The following is a 19,083-nucleotide window of genomic DNA, read 5'->3' as shown; positions in this document are numbered from 1 at the left end:
CGGCGCCAGATCTTAGTAGGCGGTGTTTTCCAATTGTAGATCGCTATGTAAATAGCGGTTATTACTGGCGCGGCTAACGGAGAGCACCAAGCGCGATTTGGCGCTTATAGTGAATGGCGTTGAATTGCTTAGATTGACACCTGCAAAATCAATGCGTGCCTGATTAAGTTTTACCAAGCCGTTAATTGTACCTCCCGTCATCATTACCACCGATTTGTTAATCGTCAGCGATATTTGCTCCGCCATAAAATGTGAGTGTTGCACTTCAATAACCGAGTCGTTGACGATTAATTCATCGGCCACAACGCCATCCAAAAGCACACCGGTACAGTCTGTTAGTGTGATGCGGGCGTAGAGTCCGCGTAGTGTGTCGCCGGTTGAATGATCGCAAGTGTAATTTTGTTTTGTGCTTGTATTTTGGGGGGCGGGTTTCAGGATGGAATTAGGTAGTGTGTTTAAATTCGCCAGTAACCAGCGCGACACTTCTTGCGGATGGCTTGCCATAGGCACATGACCCGCGTTTTCAATAATAGTTAAGTTGCTGCTGGTTAGGTTAGCGGCAAGTAGTTGCCCGGTGCGGGGCGGCGCGACTAAATCTTTACTGCCCCATAAAATAAACACCGGTTTGGTTTGTTCAAATATGGCAGAAGCAAAACTTTCTTCCGCCAAACTTAGTGCTGCGTTGATATTGGGATAGCCTTGTAGCGTTGTGCCCCATGCCAGTTCACTTTTGCCTAGTACGGAAGTTGGGTCTGGCAGCCGGAGCATTTTTTCAATCAGATTGTTGCTGAAATCTTGCAGGCCAATTGCGTAGGACAAGAGGGCATTGGGTACAGCTTCAGGGTTTACCGGTATGCGATCTGTAGCACTGTGTTTTACAAAAGCGGTGCGCTGTAAAATTCCTGCGGCATCGATAAGCGCAATTTGATTAATGTCTTCAGGAAAGCGCTGCGCATAACGCAGTGTGACTGCGCCACCCATTGAGTGGCCGATAACAGTAATGGGCTTGTGGCTGAAATAGGGTTTAACAAAATGCAATAAGTTGGCGTAATGGGTGGGCGATAATTTTGCTTTGGGGCTAGGTGAATTGGCAAAGCCAGGTAGGTCGATCATGATTACGCGATAGTGTTTTTCTAGTTCGGGCACTATAGGTAACCAATCGCGCAGGCCGTTTTGCCCTAATCCGTGAACTAATAACAGTACCGGTGCGGATATTTTTCCTGTGTCAGCTAAAAAAATACGTGCGCCAAACTCGGGTTCATTTAACCAATAGCTGCGCCAGTGAGTCGGTAATTTATGTTCAGCGGCACTGGTGGCAATTAACTCAGCTTTAGTTTCTGTTGGGTTGGACGCAAAAGCGGTATCAATAATAGTGCCGACTTTATCAAGCCAGTTTGCCTGTGCCGTTTGAGCGCACAGCAGGGTTAATAAGATAAAAGCATAAAATTTCATTAGCGCATCAACTCATACACACACATATTCACCGCCGCTGCCAAATTCAGCGATTCAATTGCGCCGCAACCGGAAATAGTAAAAGGTTGTGCGTTCATGGTTTGCAAATTTTCACGTGGTACGCCGCGCGCTTCGTTGCCAAATACATAACAGTCGTGTTGCTTGAAGCTGCTATCGCTCAGTGTTTTTCCATTCATATCCAAGGTAGCGATAGATTTAAAGCGCGATGCAATCGATTCAAGTGGAACATCCAACTCAAGCGGCACGTGAAAGATAGAGCCCATACTGGAGCGAACAACTTTAGGGTTGAAGGGGTCGACTGAGCCGGGGCTGAGCAGGCAGCGGAAATTGCCAAACCAGGCCAGGCTGCGCAGGATGGTGCCTAAATTGCCTGGGTCTTGTACTTCATGCAAATAAATAGCGCGCTCGTTTTGGCTGCTAGTCTTTGTCGGCGATAAGAGTGGCGCTACCGCAATAATTCCCTGCGGAGTTTTGGTGTCTGACAGCTGCGCCATATTTTTTTCGCTGATCAGATTTTTTTTAAACCGGCTGGCAAAGTTCTGGTAATTTTCAGTGACAAACAGTTCGCAGTTTTGCAGCGCCGCATTTTGTTCGGCAGCTTTTTCCAATTCCAGAATCAGGTGCTCGCCTTCTACCAAAAAATAACCGAATTCACTGCGGTATTTTTTTTGGTGGAGTTTTTTTAGCTCGTCGATTTTTAATTGCATCTTAGTGACCTTGTAAATCAGCGAGCATGGCTTTGGCGACGGCTTCTGCGACTTTAATGCCATCGACACCGGCAGAGAGAATTCCTCCCGCATAACCTGCGCCTTCACCAGCAGGGTAAAGCCCGCGAGTATTTAAACTCTGCAAAGATTCATGCTCGCGGGTAATGCGCACCGGTGATGAAGTGCGTGTTTCGATTCCGGTGAGGATGGCATCTTTGCGGTCAAAGCCGCGAATTTGTTTGCCGAATTCCGGCAGTGCTTCGCGAATCGCTTCAATCACGTAATCCGGCAGGGACGATGCTAAATCGCCCAGTAATACGCCGGGTTTATAAGAGGGTTCTACTTCGCCGAATTGAGTGGAGGCTTTACCGCGAATAAAATCGCCTACCAGCTGGCCGGGTGCGCAGTAATCTTTGCCGCCCAATTCAAACGCATGGGATTCCAATTTTTCTTGCAGTTCAACACCTGCGAGCGGGCCGCCGGGAAAATCTTGTTCCGGGTTAATGCCCACTACAATGCCTGCATTGGCATTGCGCTCATTGCGCGAATATTGGCTCATGCCATTGGTAACAACACGGTTAGGTTCCGATGTGGCTGCAACAACAGTTCCGCCGGGGCACATACAAAAGCTGTAAACCGCGCGACCATTTTTTGCGTGATAAACGACTTTGTAATCTGCCGCGCCGAGTTCTGGATGGCCTGCGTATTTGCCCAGACGAGCGTTGTCGATCAGCGATTGCGGATGTTCGATGCGAAAGCCCACTGCAAACGGTTTTGCTTCAACATACACACCGCGCTCATGCAATTTGCGAAAGGTATCGCGCGAGCTGTGGCCGAGTGCAAGCACCACATAGCGGCTGCGTAGAGTTTCACCATCGGCAAGTGTGACACCTTCGATGCGGCCATGCTCGATAATAAAATCAGTGACTTTACTTTCAATCCGCACTTCACCGCCGAGGCTTTTAATTTCTTCACGCATCGCGGCCACTACACCGGTTAAGCGGAAGGTGCCTATGTGCGGTTTGCTCACGTACATAATTTCTTCTGGTGCACCGGCGCGCACAAATTCGTGCATCACTTTACGGCCATAAAATTTTGGATCTTTAATTTGGCTGTAGAGTTTTCCATCGGAAAATAAACCCGCACCACCTTCACCAAACTGCACGTTGGATTCCGGTGTTAATACTTTGTTGCGCCAGAGTGCCCAGGTGTCTTTGGTGCGTTTACGCACATCTTTACCGCGCTCCAACACAATCGGTTTAAAACCCATTTGCGCGAGTGTGAGCGCAGCAAATAGACCGCAAGGGCCAAAACCAATAACTAACGGGCGCTCGTTTAAATTTGCCGGTGCTTCCGCAACGGGATAGTAATTAGTATCGGGCGCGGGGCGAATATTTTTATCATCGGCAAAACGGGCAAGAATTTTTGCTTCGTTATTCACCTGTAAATCGATGATGTAAACAAACATGATCTCGCTGTTTTTTTTGCGCGCATCGTAACTGCGTTTAAATACGGTGAAATCGAGCAAATCGGCGTCGCTGATTTTTAACCGTTTAACGATGGCAATGCGAAGGGCTTCAGCTGGGTGATCCAACGGCAGTTGGAGTTCGGTAATGCGAATCATAAGAGGTTCCTGGCCGGTGACTCCGGCAAAGGTGGTGGATCGTTGCGTGGCGGGCATTTTACGCTGGTTTGTGGGCGCAGGCCATGAATTCAGAGGCGTTCATGGTGAAATTCCCTGGCTTTTTGTCATTAAAGCTTCATCTAACTGACACGCCTGGGTCATAAAACATTCCCATGCTTGCGGACTCATTGTCTTCTTAATCAACCTTTTTAAGGAACAGCCCATGAATTTTCCGCAAAAATTACTCTCCTTACTGGTAGTTGCATCGCTGCCTATTTTAATGACCGGTTGTGGTGGCGATGATGGTAAAAATGGCACCAATGGAACCAACGGTGCAAATGGCAGCAAGGGGGCAGATGGCGCTAATGGTTTAAAAAGCCTGATTAACCAAACAGTTTTAGCCGCAGGTGACATGCAGTGTTTTAACGGCGGCGTGAAAATTGAAACAGGCTTGGATTCAAATAGTGACAATAGTCTACAAACGTCTGAAGTCACGCAAACCACGTATCAATGCGATAAAAATACCGTCAATACAGCGATGAATTTTAATCGCATCGCTACCTTACATGCGTGTATGCAAATTAATGCTACCTGTAACACGGATGAAGAAACCGTGGCGGAAATTGTTGCTGCCAGTACCGATGGCATGACATTGGTGTATACCGATAGCCCTAAAAAACAAATTGGTTTCGTCGATATTGCTAACCCGAAAATGCCTAAAGCGATTGGCGTTTTGGCCATGGGCGGCGAGCCTACATCAGTTGCTGTTAAAGGTGCTAATGCATTGGTTGCGGTAAATACCTCTGCTAATTATGTGAATGTATCGGGCAAATTGGCGGTGGTTAATATCGCCACAAAAACACTGGTACACAGTATTGATCTTGGCGGCCAACCCGATTCTATTGCGGCAAGTCCGGATGGAAAATATGCGCTGGTAGCGATTGAAAATGAGCGCGATGAAAGTCTTGGCGACGGTGTACCGCCACAATTGCCAGCCGGTAAATTGGTCATTGTCGATATGAGCGCGACAACACCGAGCGCGTGGACTACCCGCAATGTGGATATCACAGGCATCGCCACACTCTATTCTGCTGACCCAGAGCCGGAATATGTGGACATTAATTCCGACAACATCGCCGTGGTTACGCTGCAAGAAAATAATCACATCGTATTAGTGAATATGGTTACTGGCGCAATCGTACGCCATTTCAGTGCGGGCAGTGTGGATTTGGTGAATGTCGATCTCACCGATAATCGCCCCGCAGTGATTAAACCCGATGAAGTGCAAAGCGCGCGCTTGCGTGAACCAGACGGTGTGAGTTGGATTAATAATGATTATTTTGCCACCGCAAATGAAGGGGATTTAAATGGCGGCACCCGCGGCTTTACCGTGTTTAATAAAATGGGTGAAGTGGTGTGGGATTCAGGCACCGAGTTAGATGATTGGGCAATTCGTTTGGGGCATTACCAAGATCGCCGCTCCGATGCCAAAGGCAATGAACCCGAAAATATCGAAATGGGCGTGTTTGGCAATAATCGTTATTTATTTGTCAATTCCGAACGCTCGAGTTTGGTCTTTGTATATGACTTGGCCGACCCTAAAATGCCTGTTTTAAAACAAATATTGCCAGCCAGTGCCGCACCGGAAGGTGGCTTGGCAATTCCCTCGCGCAACTTGTTGGTAGTGGCCTCAGAAAACGATACGCGCTCTGTCGCCATTCGCGCTGGTTTAAATATTTATTCCTACAACTTGCAAGCGCCGCAATATCCAAAAGTACAATCCGCTAATCGTGTTAACGGCAGCCCAATTCCTTGGGGTGCATTATCAGCTTTGTCGGCAGATCCCTACAGCCCGACCACGCTGTATTCCGTCGAGGATAGTTTTTATGGCCAGAACCGTATCTTCACGTTGGATGTCAGTACAACACCCGCGGTGATTGTGGGCGAAACCAAAATTATGGATAGCAATAATGTGTTTGCCAATTCCGGTGTGGATGCGCATTTGGCCAGTTTCTCCAGCGCTGAATTAGCGGCGATGATTAATGCTGACAAATCGGTCAATATCGACCCTGAAGGTTTGGCCAAAGCTGCTGATGGTGGTTTCTGGGTTGCGTCTGAAGGCTCAGGTGCAGCGGCTGATGCAAAATCCAGCAACCTGATTTTTAAAGTCAGTGCGTTTGGCGTAATTGAACAAGTGATTGATTTACCGCCTGCCGTGAATGAATTGCAAACCAACAACGGCTTTGAAGGGATTGCCGAGTACAACAACAGTTTGTACGTTGCCTTCCAGCGCGCGTGGAAAGGTGAAGCCAATCCGCGTATTGGTATTTATGATCTCGCCAGCAAAACCTGGAAATTTGCCTACTATCCGTTGGATGCTTATAGCTCGCAATACGCCGGTGGTTGGGTAGGCCTGTCGGAGATTACTGCCATTGGCAACGGCGAGTTTATGGTGCTTGAACGCGACAACCGTGGCGGCCCGGATGCAGCCATTAAACGCTTGTACAAAATAAATCTGCAAGCAGTGACTGAAGGTCAAACACTCACTAAAACCCTGATTAAAGATATCAAACCCATATTAGGAGCGACGACCGGAACTCTGCTCGAAAAAGTAGAAGGCACCGCGCTAATGGCTAATGGCGATGTGTACATAGTGACCGATAACGACGGCGTTAATGATCACAGCGGTGAAACCCAATTGATTAACTTGGGTAAATTGTTTTAATTAAAATAATTTCTCAGTGACTTGAGGGAGCTTCGGCTCCCTTTTTTTATATTAATTACACGCCATGGCTAATTACACCGGTTATGCCGGGGTTGCTAATGATGTAAATACGCCATCCGTTTGCATGGCGAGCAATGACTCTTTTACCGCATTGATGGTGAAATCAATTTGTGCTTCGGTGTGAACCGCGCAAATAAAATTGACCTCGCGACGCAACAGCACACCGCGCTTGGCCATTTGTGCGAGAAATTTTTCGGCAATTTTGGCGTGCTCCTGCAGATTGTTGGCAAACAAAAACATGGGGATTGGATCATAGCCTACCACTTGTAAAGGCGTGCCCAGATTGGCGGAGATTTGGTTTACGCCATTTTTTAAGCGCAGCCCCAGTGCGGCAATTTTTTCAATGTAATCGCTACGTTGGTATTCTTTTAATACTGCATCGCACACTTCCAGCGATAGCATTTCACCGCCAAAGGTGGTGGATACTTGCAGCTTTTCCATTTCCGCCATGTATTTGGTTGGCCCAGCCACAGCCGATAACGGCATGCCCGCAGCAATGCCTTTAGAGAGCGAAACCAGATCGGCCGCTACGCCAAAAAATTCCTGTGCACCGCCCAATGCCAAACGAAAGCCGGTTACCACTTCATCCATTACCAGCAACACATTATTAGCTGTGCAAGCGGTGCGAATTTTTTCCATAAATTCCGCAGTTAAGGTGCGGTTGTAAGGTACCGATAAAACTACTGCTGCTAATACAGTGTTGTGCGATGCAATTAAATCCAGAATGGGGTGTTCATCTGCCGGCGTAAATAACGGCATACGATGGGTAAGTTGTTGAATGGATTTGGGCACACCGGGTGTATCAAATTGATATTGGTCGTGCCAGCCGTTGTAACCCACGGTGACGATCTGCTCTTTACCGGTAATAAAACGCGCGAGACGCACGGCCGCGGAGTTGGCATCTGCACCGGTTTTAAAAAAGCGGACCATCTCCGCGCCGGGAATCATTTGTGACAGGGTTTCTGCGGTGCGGACTTCTACTGGCGTTGGCAGTGAGTGAATTAATCCTTTGGTCAAATTTTCCGTAATTGCTTTCACCACCACCGGGTGATTGTGCCCCAAGGTGTTGGCCGCCAGGCCGCAAATAAAATCGATATATTGGTTACCGTCGATATCGGTAACCAATGCACCTTCACCCTGTTCGATATAAACCGGGAAGTGGCCAGGGGCAAATTGCTCGGGTTTTTTCATCATTGACTGGGTAAAACCGGCCACCAGTTGTTGGCTTTTGGCGGAGAGCGCAAAGGATTTTTCGAGATTTAATGTTGTGTTAATAATAGGGAGTTCTTTTGCCATGATAAGCCTCGTTAAAAATTATCGATAAAAATAGAGTTTGTTAATCAACTGCTGCTATCAATTACTTCCGGGTAAACGCGCGTGCTACAAACCTAGGGTCGCACCACCATCCACCAAAATATTTTCCAAGGTGATATGAGCTGCTTGATCGGAGAGTAAAAATAAAATGCTGTGCGCTATGGTTTGGGGCGTGGCGATTTTTTGCAGGGGAATGCCTAAGCGATAATTTTCCAGCGAGCCTTTAATCACCTGTGCTGCGCCGGTTTCGTCGCGCCATAATTGGCGTTGCATTTGCGTATCGGTGGAACCGGGTGAAACTAGATTGCAGCGAATATTGTGCTGCGCTAATTCCAGGCCTAAACATTTAATCATTTGCGATAAAGCCGCTTTGGAGGCCGCGTAAGCTCCCATATTGGCGCGCGGTGTACTGGCCGCATTGGAACTCACCGCGACTATGGCACCGCGCTGGCGCATCTGCATATTCCTTGCAACGGCGCGACACAAATTAAATGCGCCGGTGGTGTTTACGGCAAAACACTGTTGCCATTGTTGGTCGCTGGTTTCCAACAGGGAATTCATTTGCAAAACACCGGCAATACTGGCTAGGTAATCAATCGCGCCGAGTTGCTGCTCTATTTGCGCAACCAATTCGTTAACCGCATTGACATTGGTAACATCCAAATGTACGGGAAAATAACTCTCTACCACTTTTTCGGGTGAGTTTTTCGCCGATAGCAGATTGCCGGTAAATTGAATATCGGCAGCAACCACTCGCGCGCCCAGCGGTAATATTGCGTCCACTACCGCCTTGCCAATGCCTTGCGCTGCACCAGTGACCAGTACAATTTTGTTATCAAATTCTGCAAAATAATTCACGAAGTTTTCCTTGGGCGCGCCTTAATGGGGTTAATAGACTTCATCCATAATTCGGTGGCGCTCCTGATGATAGGTTTCTTCATCTTGCCCGCGGCGCCAGTAGGGAATGGCGTAAAGATTTTTTTTGGTTAAGCCATAGCTCGCGCGCAAGTAATCGCGAATGGAAACTACCGCAAGATTTTCTCCGGCAATAAATGCCGAGATTGAACTCACACCACGCGGCGGTGCGACCTGTTTAATTGCCTCTACTAATCGCTCGCGCTGTGGTTCGCGCACTAACCATTGAATATGCATATTGGCCGGATGAATTAATTTCAATTCATTAGCCGCAAGATCCGTTTCAATAAAAACACAGCCTCGTGCATTGGCTGGCAGTGTTTCCAGGAGTGCGGCGATGGCGGGCAGGGCAGTCATATCGCCCGCTAATAAATGCCAATCCGCAGCGGCCAATAGCGGATCGGGTCCGCCGGGACCAGCGATGCCCAGGTAATCACCCACTTGTGCATTAGCGGCCCAGTGTGCGGCGGGGCCAGATTCCTCTCCTTCACCATGCAGCACAAATTCGACATCCAACTCGTTGCTGTCCGGGCGATAGGCGCGCACGGAATAGGTGCGGGTAATGGGGCGCTCTGCCGCTGGCGGCCACTGAATTCCCTGTGCAGTTAATTGCGGCAGCTGCGGTTGTTGTTGATGCGCGCGCGGTAAAAAAATTTTGATGTGGGCGCCCTGACTCTGCAGGGGAAAACCGCGCAGGTTTTCGCCACCCAAGGTAATGCGCTGTAAATGCGGTGCAATAGGTTGGCTGCGTACAACTTGTAACAACCGTGGCGGGGTGCGTGCAGGTTTTTCACTCATAGCACTTGCTCCTTTGTGGTAGGTCTCGCCTGTGTGTTAAGCGCAGGAGATTGTTCAAATATTGCTAAGGGTTTTGTCGCGGCAAACCAGCCGCGCGCTGCAGCATAGGTAAAGTAACGATTAAACAAGGCTTGATTGATAACCGGTAGCTGCAAATTTAATTCGGCCGCAGCCTGATCAAATTTTTGGTGATGGATATAAGGTGTGAGTGGCAGGCCTTGCTGATCCCCTGTGTCTTGGGTAGCCAGGTTTTGCAAAAAAAATTCGGCGATAGGTTGGTGTTGCGCATGACCGATTTTTTTTATTTCTGCACACCAGTGGGCGAGCGGAATAACTGCAAACGCTTGTCCGGCTTGTGCCAACCATTGATAGACTTGGCGAATTGCCACATTGTTAGCCGGAGCCAAATTCAGTACGCCAGTGTTGGGGTGTTGCAAACTGTGCTGCACAATAAATTGTGCGAGTGTGTCTACCGGTGTCCAGGGTTCTTCAAACCCCAACTCCGGCAAGATGCCAAGCGGTAAACCTGCTTGCAAAATACTCCACACCAAATCTTTTTGACTGACATAGGCTGAATCCTGCGCGCCAGTCACTCGCGCCAGGCGATACACATTAATCGCATAACCTTTTTCGCGCGCTATAGCGGCTATTTGTTCGGCCACCCATTTGCTTTGCTGATAGCCATCGCGCAACAAAGGATGTTGCGGGACAAAATCTTCTGGCAGTTGTGGGCGGGTGCTGATGGGGTCTTGATTCGCCAGAGCGACAGTGGAAATTAAATGAAACGGGATTTGTTTAATGCTGGCGAGTTGGATTAACTCACGGGTACACAGGGCATTGGCTGCGCGCAGGGATTGGTAGTCGCGCATAACACTGGTGTTGGCTGCGTTATGAATAATGACATCTACCTCATTGCCCAGCCGTAAAAAATCCGTTTCTGTTAAACCTAAACGTGGCTGTTCCAAATCAACTATTTGAAGATGAATGTTGTCAGCGAGTTCGTCACCCTGTTCATTGAGCACCTGTTGGTGTAATAGTTGGATTTTGCACGCTTCTAGCAAGCGGCGGCGGGCACTGGTTTGGTCTGCTGCGCGCACTAAACAAATAATTTTGTTGCCGGTTTTCACCAGTTGCGCCAGCAACTGCGCGCCTACAAAACCCGTTGCACCGGTCAAGAGTATGCAGCGGCTGGTGCTGGCAAGTTTGCGCAAAGGTGGATTGGTGGCGTGTTGATTTGCAGCGGGTAAATTGCGGGAAAAATCAGCGCAATCTTGCGCCATAAGTTGATGGCTTTGGTTTGATAGCGCATCAGCATCGTAAGTGTTTGTCGACTCATTTAATAAAACATCGAGCGCCTGAATACTGGGATGTTGAAACAACCAAGCCACTGGGATATCGCGCTGCAATTTTGCACTCAAACGATTCGCTACCTGGATACATTGCAGGGATTGTCCACCCAAGGCAAAAAAGTCGTCATCCAACTGAATATTGTGTTGCCCCAGTACCTCCTGCCAGATAGTGCGAATAATGTTTTGCTGGGTAGTAAATACCTGCGCAGTGAGTGCTTCAGTTTGATTTGACCCGGCATTCAGTAGCGCGATGGATTGTTCTTGCAGCGCTGCGCGATTGATTTTGCCGGATGCATTTTTAGCTAGCTGTTGATGGTAGATAACAGCGCTGGGCAGCATCGGGGCAGGTAACAGGTGTTTTAGTTGGCTGCGCAATTGTTTGATCTTGTCTGCATGCTTATTGCTTGCCGTGCAATCACCTTCCAAACAATCACCTTCTGAACAATTACTTACCAAATGATCGCTCACCACATGCGCGACCAGCGTTTTTTCTTGGTGCCCTTTGGCAATTGCCACTACAGCAGCCTCGCGCACGCCGTTCAATTTTATTAACGCGGCTTCAATTTCCAGCGGATCAATACGGTAACCGCTGATTTTTATTTGATCGTCCAAGCGGCCAATAAATTCAACCTGATTGCACGCATTAATTTTTACCCGGTCACCGGTGCGGTAGGCGCGTAATGTTTTTTCTTGCCAGGGCAACGCCAGTTGAATAAAAGCGGACACGTTTTTTTCGGGCAAATGCAAATAGCCATCGGCTAAACCGCCGGTGAGTTCATTTTCCGTTGCGCTCGCAGGCAGACCAGTTAATAGTAGTTCGCCCTCTTCACCTTTAGGTAGTAGCTGTAAGTTTTCATCTACCACTGCGAGTGCGCGGCCACTCAAGGGTGAGCCAATTGTAATGGGCAAGTTTTGGTTAAGCTGTTCTGCGCTGCATAGGTTTACACAGGTGGCGATCACCGTTGCTTCGCTGGGGCCATAGGTATTAAACAGTGCAACACTTTCGCCAAAACAGGTGTGCCACTGGGCTACACGTTCGGGCATAACCGCTTCACCGCCAATAATAATGGCGCGCAGCTGCTCGGGTAGGGCGAGGGCTAAATGTTTGCAGGCAAATGCCAACTCATGCCAAAACGCAGTGGGTAAATCCAGCAGTGTTATTTGCCATTGCGCACATTGTTGTAAAAAAATCGGCATGGATTCCAGCATCGCGCTGTTGCGCAATACCAAGCGCGCGCCTTGGCTGAGGGTGACAAATATTTCTTCAATGCAGGCATCAAAATGCAAGGGCGCAAATTGCAGAACCCGATCTTGCCGCTGGATCTGGTAAGAATCCTGATTGCTGGCGACAAATTCAGCCAAAGCCTGATGACCTATGACAACACCCTTGGGCGTTCCGGTTGAACCCGAGGTGTAAATTAAATAAGCCGGTGCATGTGCCTGCGCGCATTTTTTTTGCGTCGCTCTTTGCCAGAGAGGATGAAACTGTTCGCTTGCCAGCGGCTGTTGGGTTTTGCGCAAATAAGGCAGGCTGACCAGTTTGCTATCGGTGTGGGTGAGCAGTTCACTGAAATCCGGCGTTATTTTGTCTAGGATTACCAGCGCCGGTTGCGCATTGGCAATGATCAGCGCGTTGCGTGTTTGGGGCGCTTCCGGATCGAGAAATACAAAGGTGCAATCCAACAGCCAACACGCAAGAGCTGCGCTAATAGCCTCGGTACTGCGCGGCAATATCAAGGCAATCACACAACGGGGCACAACACCCATATCGGCAATGCTAATTGCCAGGCTAGCGCTGTGTGCGGCGAGTTGCTGATAGGTTAATGTTTCGTCGTCTTGCTGCAGTGCAATTGCCGCTGGCTGCGCACACATTTGCTGATAAATACTGTGCAATACCGAATGGGTGGGGGCGGCGAGACATTTCCCTTCCAGCCAGGACAGTTGTTGTTTATCTACGCTGAGTGGCGCATCTGGATTTTGCAGAATCTGGTGTAATAGCCCGTGAAATTCTTGCTGGATCTGATTCAACTTTGTTTTAGTGTAGCGATTGGGATTTGCATCCAGATCAAAGCGCAGACAACTTTCTGGTGCGCACTTGTTTGCAGTTAATTTGTTTTCCAATACAAACGCAAACGAAATATCTTCCACTGGCCCGGCGGATAGATTGTGTGCATGCGCTTGTAATCCGCTAAAACCCAAGGGGCGATCAAAGGGCATGATATTAACTACTGGGCCAAATAATTTTTGTGTGCTGCCAATGCCTAAATCGTGTTTAAGTTGTTCGTAGCGATAGCGCTGGTGTGGGCGCGATTTTTTGAGTTGCTGGCTAATGGCCTGTGCCAGCGCTGTAGTTGTGGTTATTCCCTGCAGGTTAATCGGCAGGGGAATAATGTTCATTACCATGGCGGGAATACGCAAACTGGCAGAGCCCATGCGGTTCATCACTGGAATGCCCAGCGTTATGGTTGCAGCTGCTGTTTGGCGATAAAGCAATTGTGCAACGCATGCCAAGAGAAAATCTGACCAGGTTAGGCCTAAGGGCGCAGTCAGTCGTTGCAGCTGGGCTAATTGTTCGGCGCTGATATAACTACTATTGCGTAAATGTGTATTAGCCGGTGCTGCGCTAGCGCGAGAAAAACTGGCAGTGCCAAATGATGAGCGCATCTCATCGGCTTTGATATTTTTTCGGTTAAGGGCATCGCGCCAATAAGCTCGATCTTTTGCAAGCGCGGGCGATTGCAGATAGGCACTATTTTCTACTGCGATTAATTCAAAACATTTTAGTTGTTGTTCAATCTTAATTGCAGATTGACTCGTTTTGTTGGCGAGCAATTCCGAATAGCGTTCCGCTAGCTGTTGCGTGAGTAACGCAAAGGCAAAACCATCGCAGGCGATATGGTGAATACGCTGGTACCACAGGTGATGATTTTCTCCGAGCTTTAACAACGCCTGCTTAAATAACGGCCCCTGTTGTAGGTCTACTGGCACTGCTAAATCCTGCTGCATCCAGGCCTGCGCTGCATCCATGGCCGATTCATCGCGACCATCTACTCCATGTTGACTGAAATCCAGTTGTTCCAGCTGTGCGATATTGTCTACGTGACTGAATTGATTAAACGTCTGTTGTGGTCCGTTTTCGGTTTGTTTAAATCTCAGTTGCAAACTGATACTGTTAGCTACCACTTCATTCAACGCTTGTTGAAAACAGCTTGTGTTTAACACGCCGCGCAATTCAATCGCTTCAGCGGCGTTGTAGCGCGGGCTGGCAATATCCATTTGCTGCCCGAGCCAAATGCCCAGTTGCGCATCGGTAACTGGCCGCTGCCATTCGCGCGTCATTATGCAGTTTCCTTCAGTGCTGTTTGCGCTCCAGCATTAACTGCTGCGTTGCTTTTTTCTTGTGTCAATTGCCACCACTCATTGAGGGTGGTTTTTTCGGCGAGGTCGATAAACTGTATCTGTGCGCCCATGCTGCGCCATTGCTCCAATAGCGACATAAGGCGAATGGAATCCAGCCCCAGATAACTCAAGTTTTCATCGGGATCTATTTCATCCGGCGTCAGCATTAATATCTGTGCAATATCGGCTTGCATGCGCTCGCGGGTTAAGCCTGTTGTAACTGGGGTGAGCTGGGGCAGAATATTTTCCAGCGAGGTGATATAGCCACAGCGTTGCGCAATATAATTCAGTGCCATCTGGTGATTGGCTAGTGAAAAATCGGCGACTGCATCGGCCACTAGCGTTGGTTTTATATCTTCCATAAAGGCTTCCAGCGCAGTGGATAAAATGCCGATATGTGCGTACACACCACAAATAATTAATTGATCGCGTTTTTCTTCGCGCATAAATTCACGCAGCGGTGTGCGTTTAAATGCGCTGTAGCGCCACTTGGTGTATTGAATGTCATTCGCTGCGGGTGTCAGCTCGGGCGTGATGCTAGTGAGTGCGGGGTTTGCCGTTAAACCAGTGCCCCAGAAATCGGTGAGCAATGCGCGGTCTTGCGCTGTTTGACTGCCGGGTTGTGCGGTATACACCACCGGAATTCCCGCTGCTTTACAGGACTCTATCAATTGCTGGATATTGCCCAGCAGGCTGCGCATTGGCTCTGCATCGCGCTGATAAAAATCGACAAAATAATTTTGCATGTCGTGTACCAGTAAAACTGCCTGTGTGGGATCAATCGGCCAGCTGACATTGTTGAGCGTGATTTTATTTACAGGTAATTGCGCAGCTTGTTGCAGTGAATAGGGGGCTATTTTGGGAATGGCCATGGTTTGCTCCGGGTATTGGGCTCAGGTGGCTTTTAGGTTTAATTGACTTTACGAGGGCGAATTAAATTTTTAATTGGGTAGCGCGCGCCAGCTTTTCCGAAATCCACTCGCGCAAATATTTTTTATCGACCTTGCCTAAACGGGTTTGCGGCAGTGAAGCGATAAATTCAATGCGATCGGGAATTTTGAAAGTAGCCAGATTGCACTCGCGTAAAAAGCGCTGCAGGTCGCTCGCTTTTATTAGCTCGTTACTTTTGAGTGGTTGTTGATTGCAGCCGGTGCGCAAGGTGACAAAGGCGCAGCTGCGCTCGCCCAAAAACGGGTCGGGCATGGCGACGAGTGCGGCGTCTTGCACTTGTGGGTGAGCGAGTAAACAATTTTCAATTTCTTCGGCGGCAATTTTTTCACCGCCGCGATTAATTTGATCTTTTGCGCGGCCTTCAACTATTAAATATCCCCGCTCCGTCATGCGCACCAGATCGCCGGTGCGATAAAAACCATCGGCAGTAAAGGCTTTGGCATTGTGCTCAGCGGCGCGAAAGTATCCGCGAATAGTGTAGGGGCCTCGGGTGAGTAAATGACCGGTTTCGCCATCGGCCACAGGGCGATCTTCATCATTAACAATGCGTATTTCATCATGCGGGGAAATAGGGCGACCTTGAGTGGCCATAGTGGTGTCTTGGTCATCGCTCAAGCGGGTGTAGTTCACCAGGCCTTCCGCCATGCCAAACACTTGCTGCAATTGACAGCCGAGAATAGGTTGAATGCGGCGCGCGGCGGTTTCGCAAAATTTTGCACCGCCCACTTGAATCACTTGCAAACTTTTCAGTTTGGGCGCATCGCCCATTTTTTGGCGATTTTCAGCGGCGCTGAGCCAGGTTAATGCCAAGGGCGGAACCATGGCCGTAACCGTAACCTGATGTTGTTCAATCAAGCTGAAGGCCAGATCCGGTGCGCCATTTTCAGCTAAGACTAAAGTGCCGCCCGCCCACAACACACCCAGCGCACCGGGAGAACTCAGCGGAAAATTATGTACGACGGGCAGCACAGCCAAATAAACGGATGCCTGTGTTAACTCGCAAATTAATGCGCTCGCACGCAGGCTGTAATAATAATCATTGTGGGTGCGCGGAATTAATTTGGGCACACCGGTGGTGCCGCCGGATAATTGATAGAGCGCTACGTCGCTGGCATTTATGTTGGGTAGTGCAATCGGCGTTTGGTAGAGCGAATCCAATGCACAAAATTCTTCAGCATCGCCGGTGCTATCGCCGACAATAATGACGCGCTCAATAATATGATTGTGCTGAAGTTGCCGCGCGAGTTCGCGGTGATCAAAACCATTGTTGTTGGCGCATGTGATGTAAGCATCGGCTTCGGCGAAGCTGCAAAAATAACTGATCTCGGCAAAGCGATGACTCGGCAGTGCCAGTATGGGGGCTACCCCTATGCGAAATAATGCAAACAGAATTTCAAATAATTCGCCGCAGTTGGGTAGGTGCACCACGACTCGTGTGCCCGGTTGCAAGCCGGACGCAAGCAACCCCGCGGCTAATTGATTGGCGCGCTCATCGAGTTGGCTATAGCTCCAGCGTTTGTCACCGGCAATTATGGCGATGTGTTCACCGGCGGCAGCGGCAGTTTGTGCGAGTAATGTGCCGAGTGGTGCATCGCTCCAATAACCTTGTGCGCGATATTGCTGTTGCAATTCTGTTGGCCAGGGCGTGAAGTCTGTAGTTGGATTCATTGTGTGTGCCTCCTACAAATGAATGCCGAGGGCATTGAGCATGGTGTTAAATTTGGCTCCGGTTTCGGCCAATTCTTTTTCGGGGTTGGAACCCGCCACCACACCGGCGCCTGCGTAAAGACGAATCGCTTGCGCTTCTACTTCGGCGCAGCGAATGGTGACCACCCATTCACCATCGCCCGCGCTGTCGCACCAGCCGACCATGCCGGTAAACATGCCCCGGTCATAACCTTCAATTTCGCGAATGGCGGTGCGCGCTTTGTCGGTGGGGTAGCCACAGACAGCGGGTGTTGGGTGCATGGCTAACGCCAATTCCAGTGAGGAGGTTTGCGGATCTTCCAGCACGCCTTCAATCCGCGTGGATAAATGCCAGAGCGTGGGTGTATTGATGAGCGATGGCTCGGCAGGGACCTGCAGCTCTTTGCAAAACGGTTGCAGTGCCGCAACCACAGCTTGAATGACCAGTGCGTGTTCATAGCGATCTTTTGCCGAGGCAAACAATTGTTCCGCGCGCGCTTGATCGATTGCGGGGTCGCTGCTGCGCGGCTCGGTGCCAGCGAGTGGATTGGCAACAATGCGATTGCCCTGCCGTGAAATTAATAATTCCGGGCTGGCGCCAATCAGGGTGCGAAAATGTTTTCCCTCGCCCAGTTTTACCGCAAAAGTGTATGCATTGGGGTTGCGCGCTTCCAAATTGCCGAGCAATTGTTTGATATCCAACGTGTGTTCGCACTGCACTTCCAGCGTGCGCGACAAGACGACTTTTTCCAATTCGCCGCGCACAAAACGCGCGAGTGCATCCTTAACGCCATTGAGATAAATATTGGCCGTTGGCACTTCGCGCAGCTGGTAATTGCCTGGCGATGAATTCAGTTGTGGCGCTTTTGCTGCAATGCGTGGCGTGTTGCGAATTTCGCTGCAGGTGCTCAGGCGCAACCAGCTTTGTGCTTCCGCATCAAAACCTATGGCTCCCACCACACGCGGGTTGCTGTGACCTAGCTCCCGAGCAAAACGCAACGACTCGGTTACCCGCTGCAGCAGACCTTGCATACCGGCATCGAGTAAATTTGCGAAGGGTGGTTTGGCTAGCAGGCTTTGGCGCGGCGAAGAAAAATACAGCGAATTTTCCGGTGCATAGCCATCCAGCAGAGGTGCTTGCAGGCTGGCATCCGATGGGGTCGAGCTGACATCAAAGTGGCTTTTCATAGCAAGCATACCTCCCAGTAAAATATGGTGGATTAGAGTGCGGGAAATACTTCTAGCGTTAGGGCGTAACTGGCCACGCGAATACTGGCGGGCTTTTTGGCTTTGTTATCCTGATACTCAGCACTTAGCCAAAACATGCCAGCGCGCGGCCAGGTGATACTTACCTCGCCATTACTGTCGCTGGTGAGCTGTATTTCACCTTGATCGCTGCGGTAGCGCATGGCATCGGGAATCACGCTGACCTGAATTCCCGCGGCGGCTTTACCATTCATTAAGAAACGAAAACGCGCCGCTTCGCCCACATACAAATCATTGGGATGAGTGACAGGAACCAGTTCCAGGCCAGTCTTGCTTGGCTTGAATACCTGAGTGTCGGGCGCGCCCGAGGTGACATAGGTTTCTACCCGCCGGTAGAACTCTGAAACTTCAAGATTTTTGGCTTGCTTGGGAACGGCTTTATCAAACTCTGCCGGATCTGCTTTTGCGCCGCGATAGGGCCACATTTTGTGTTCGCCGCTGGCGGTTTCCCACGTGGCCATAATGCCGTTAGCGGCCATAGCGACTTTGTAGGTGCCTTTATTCACCAGCGGAAATTCAAAACTGCTGCGAAATTTTCCGCTGTAAATATTGTGCAGGGGAATTGTCTTGTTGTCCGGCCCGACTACCTCCACATAGTTAACCGGCATAGGCGCGTGATCGGCATGGAATATATCGTTCGATGCCGCGGCATCAACACTTATCCACGCATCGGTGCCGCTGGAAATAATGGTTGAGTTGGGCAGTAGCCATACGCGATGAGCCTCGGCACTGAGGGGCAATAACAACATACTCAGGCTAAGGCTTAAAATTTTAAGGCTGTTAGTCATGGTCTGGTCTCTTGGTTGTTCGGGGCGA

The 19,083-nt window shown here is 49.5% G+C and carries 13 protein-coding genes; 2 read left to right on the top strand and 11 right to left on the bottom strand.

Going from position 1 to position 19,083, the window contains the following annotated elements:
* Positions 1-12: 12 nt before the first annotated feature.
* Genes AWU77_RS13630 through AWU77_RS13620 form a run of 3 tightly spaced genes read right to left on the bottom strand, consistent with a single transcriptional unit; the run spans position 13 to position 3,804 of the window.
* Entirely contained in the window at positions 13-1,452 is a 1,440-nt protein-coding gene (locus AWU77_RS13630) for an alpha/beta fold hydrolase (RefSeq protein ID WP_062064363.1), read from the bottom strand.
* Positions 1,452-2,180 (bottom strand): RNA methyltransferase, encoded by a 729-nt coding sequence (locus tag AWU77_RS13625; protein ID WP_062064361.1) that lies wholly within the window; start codon positions 2,178-2,180, stop codon positions 1,452-1,454. The genes AWU77_RS13630 and AWU77_RS13625 overlap by 1 nt, the downstream gene beginning before the upstream one ends.
* A gap of 1 nt (position 2,181) precedes the next feature.
* Entirely contained in the window at positions 2,182-3,804 is a 1,623-nt protein-coding gene (locus AWU77_RS13620) for an NAD(P)/FAD-dependent oxidoreductase (RefSeq protein ID WP_062064359.1), read from the bottom strand.
* Here AWU77_RS13620 and AWU77_RS20515 point away from each other — a divergent pair.
* Both AWU77_RS20515 and AWU77_RS13615 read left to right on the top strand, forming a co-directional pair.
* Positions 3,794-3,952 carry a hypothetical protein gene (locus AWU77_RS20515; RefSeq protein ID WP_193747538.1) on the top strand — a complete coding sequence of 53 codons (159 nt, stop codon included), beginning with the start codon at positions 3,794-3,796 and terminating at the stop codon, positions 3,950-3,952. The genes AWU77_RS13620 and AWU77_RS20515 overlap by 11 nt on opposite strands.
* A 75-nt stretch (positions 3,953-4,027) precedes the next feature.
* Positions 4,028-6,529: an esterase-like activity of phytase family protein gene (locus tag AWU77_RS13615; protein WP_062064356.1), complete on the top strand. Its 2,502-nt coding sequence runs from the start codon at positions 4,028-4,030 to the stop codon at positions 6,527-6,529.
* Positions 6,530-6,610: 81 nt separating this feature from the next.
* Here AWU77_RS13615 and AWU77_RS13610 read toward each other — a convergent pair whose 3' ends face one another.
* The 8 genes from AWU77_RS13610 to AWU77_RS13575 form a co-directional block, all read right to left on the bottom strand.
* Positions 6,611-7,885, bottom strand: a complete 1,275-nt coding sequence (locus AWU77_RS13610) for an aminotransferase class III-fold pyridoxal phosphate-dependent enzyme (RefSeq protein WP_062064354.1) — start codon at positions 7,883-7,885, stop codon at positions 6,611-6,613.
* Between the two features lie 84 nt (positions 7,886-7,969).
* A complete protein-coding gene (dhbA, locus tag AWU77_RS13605; RefSeq protein ID WP_062064352.1) occupies positions 7,970-8,761 on the bottom strand; it encodes a 2,3-dihydro-2,3-dihydroxybenzoate dehydrogenase in 792 nt (263 codons plus the stop codon).
* A 30-nt stretch (positions 8,762-8,791) separates the two neighbouring features.
* Entirely contained in the window at positions 8,792-9,616 is an 825-nt protein-coding gene (locus AWU77_RS13600) for a siderophore-interacting protein (RefSeq protein ID WP_062064350.1), read from the bottom strand.
* On the bottom strand, positions 9,613-14,304 hold the full coding sequence (locus tag AWU77_RS13595; protein ID WP_062064348.1) for a non-ribosomal peptide synthetase: 4,692 nt from the start codon (positions 14,302-14,304) through the stop codon (positions 9,613-9,615). The genes AWU77_RS13600 and AWU77_RS13595 overlap by 4 nt, the downstream gene beginning before the upstream one ends.
* Positions 14,304-15,236 carry an isochorismatase gene (locus AWU77_RS13590; protein WP_062064346.1) on the bottom strand — a complete coding sequence of 311 codons (933 nt, stop codon included), beginning with the start codon at positions 15,234-15,236 and terminating at the stop codon, positions 14,304-14,306. Before AWU77_RS13590 ends, AWU77_RS13595 begins: the two co-directional genes overlap by 1 nt.
* Before the next feature lie 61 nt (positions 15,237-15,297).
* Entirely contained in the window at positions 15,298-16,983 is a 1,686-nt protein-coding gene (locus AWU77_RS13585) for a (2,3-dihydroxybenzoyl)adenylate synthase (protein WP_062064343.1), read from the bottom strand.
* Positions 16,984-16,995: 12 nt separating this feature from the next.
* The gene (dhbC, locus tag AWU77_RS13580; RefSeq protein ID WP_062064341.1) at positions 16,996-18,189 is read right to left on the bottom strand and encodes an isochorismate synthase DhbC; all 1,194 of its coding nucleotides are present in this window, start codon (positions 18,187-18,189) and stop codon (positions 16,996-16,998) included.
* Between the two features lie 32 nt (positions 18,190-18,221).
* Positions 18,222-19,055, bottom strand: coding sequence for a DUF4198 domain-containing protein (locus AWU77_RS13575; RefSeq protein ID WP_062064339.1), 834 nt, complete (start codon positions 19,053-19,055; stop codon positions 18,222-18,224).
* Positions 19,056-19,083: the final 28 nt, after the last annotated feature.

The organism is Cellvibrio sp. OA-2007 (assembly GCF_000953825.1).
In the GTDB taxonomy this organism is placed as follows: Bacteria; Pseudomonadota; Gammaproteobacteria; order Pseudomonadales; family Cellvibrionaceae; genus Cellvibrio.
Note: the sequence above shows the minus strand (reverse complement) of the source record. Positions and strands in the feature narration are given on the sequence as shown.

Bases quoted from the DNA above. Each gene is read 5' to 3' on its own strand.
- AWU77_RS13630 (WP_062064363.1), bottom strand. From the start codon at position 1,452: ATGAAATTTTATGCTTTTATCTTATTAACCCTGCTGTGCGCTCAAACG.
- AWU77_RS13625 (WP_062064361.1), bottom strand. From the start codon at position 2,180: ATGCAATTAAAAATCGACGAGCTAAAAAAACTCCACCAAAAAAAATAC.
- AWU77_RS20515 (WP_193747538.1), top strand. From the start codon at position 3,794: ATGCGAATCATAAGAGGTTCCTGGCCGGTGACTCCGGCAAAGGTGGTG.
- AWU77_RS13620 (WP_062064359.1), bottom strand. From the start codon at position 3,804: ATGATTCGCATTACCGAACTCCAACTGCCGTTGGATCACCCAGCTGAA.
- AWU77_RS13615 (WP_062064356.1), top strand. From the start codon at position 4,028: ATGAATTTTCCGCAAAAATTACTCTCCTTACTGGTAGTTGCATCGCTG.
- AWU77_RS13610 (WP_062064354.1), bottom strand. From the start codon at position 7,885: ATGGCAAAAGAACTCCCTATTATTAACACAACATTAAATCTCGAAAAA.
- AWU77_RS13600 (WP_062064350.1), bottom strand. From the start codon at position 9,616: ATGAGTGAAAAACCTGCACGCACCCCGCCACGGTTGTTACAAGTTGTA.
- AWU77_RS13595 (WP_062064348.1), bottom strand. From the start codon at position 14,304: ATGACGCGCGAATGGCAGCGGCCAGTTACCGATGCGCAACTGGGCATT.
- AWU77_RS13590 (WP_062064346.1), bottom strand. From the start codon at position 15,236: ATGGCCATTCCCAAAATAGCCCCCTATTCACTGCAACAAGCTGCGCAA.
- AWU77_RS13585 (WP_062064343.1), bottom strand. From the start codon at position 16,983: ATGAATCCAACTACAGACTTCACGCCCTGGCCAACAGAATTGCAACAG.
- dhbC (WP_062064341.1), bottom strand. From the start codon at position 18,189: ATGAAAAGCCACTTTGATGTCAGCTCGACCCCATCGGATGCCAGCCTG.
- AWU77_RS13575 (WP_062064339.1), bottom strand. From the start codon at position 19,055: ATGACTAACAGCCTTAAAATTTTAAGCCTTAGCCTGAGTATGTTGTTA.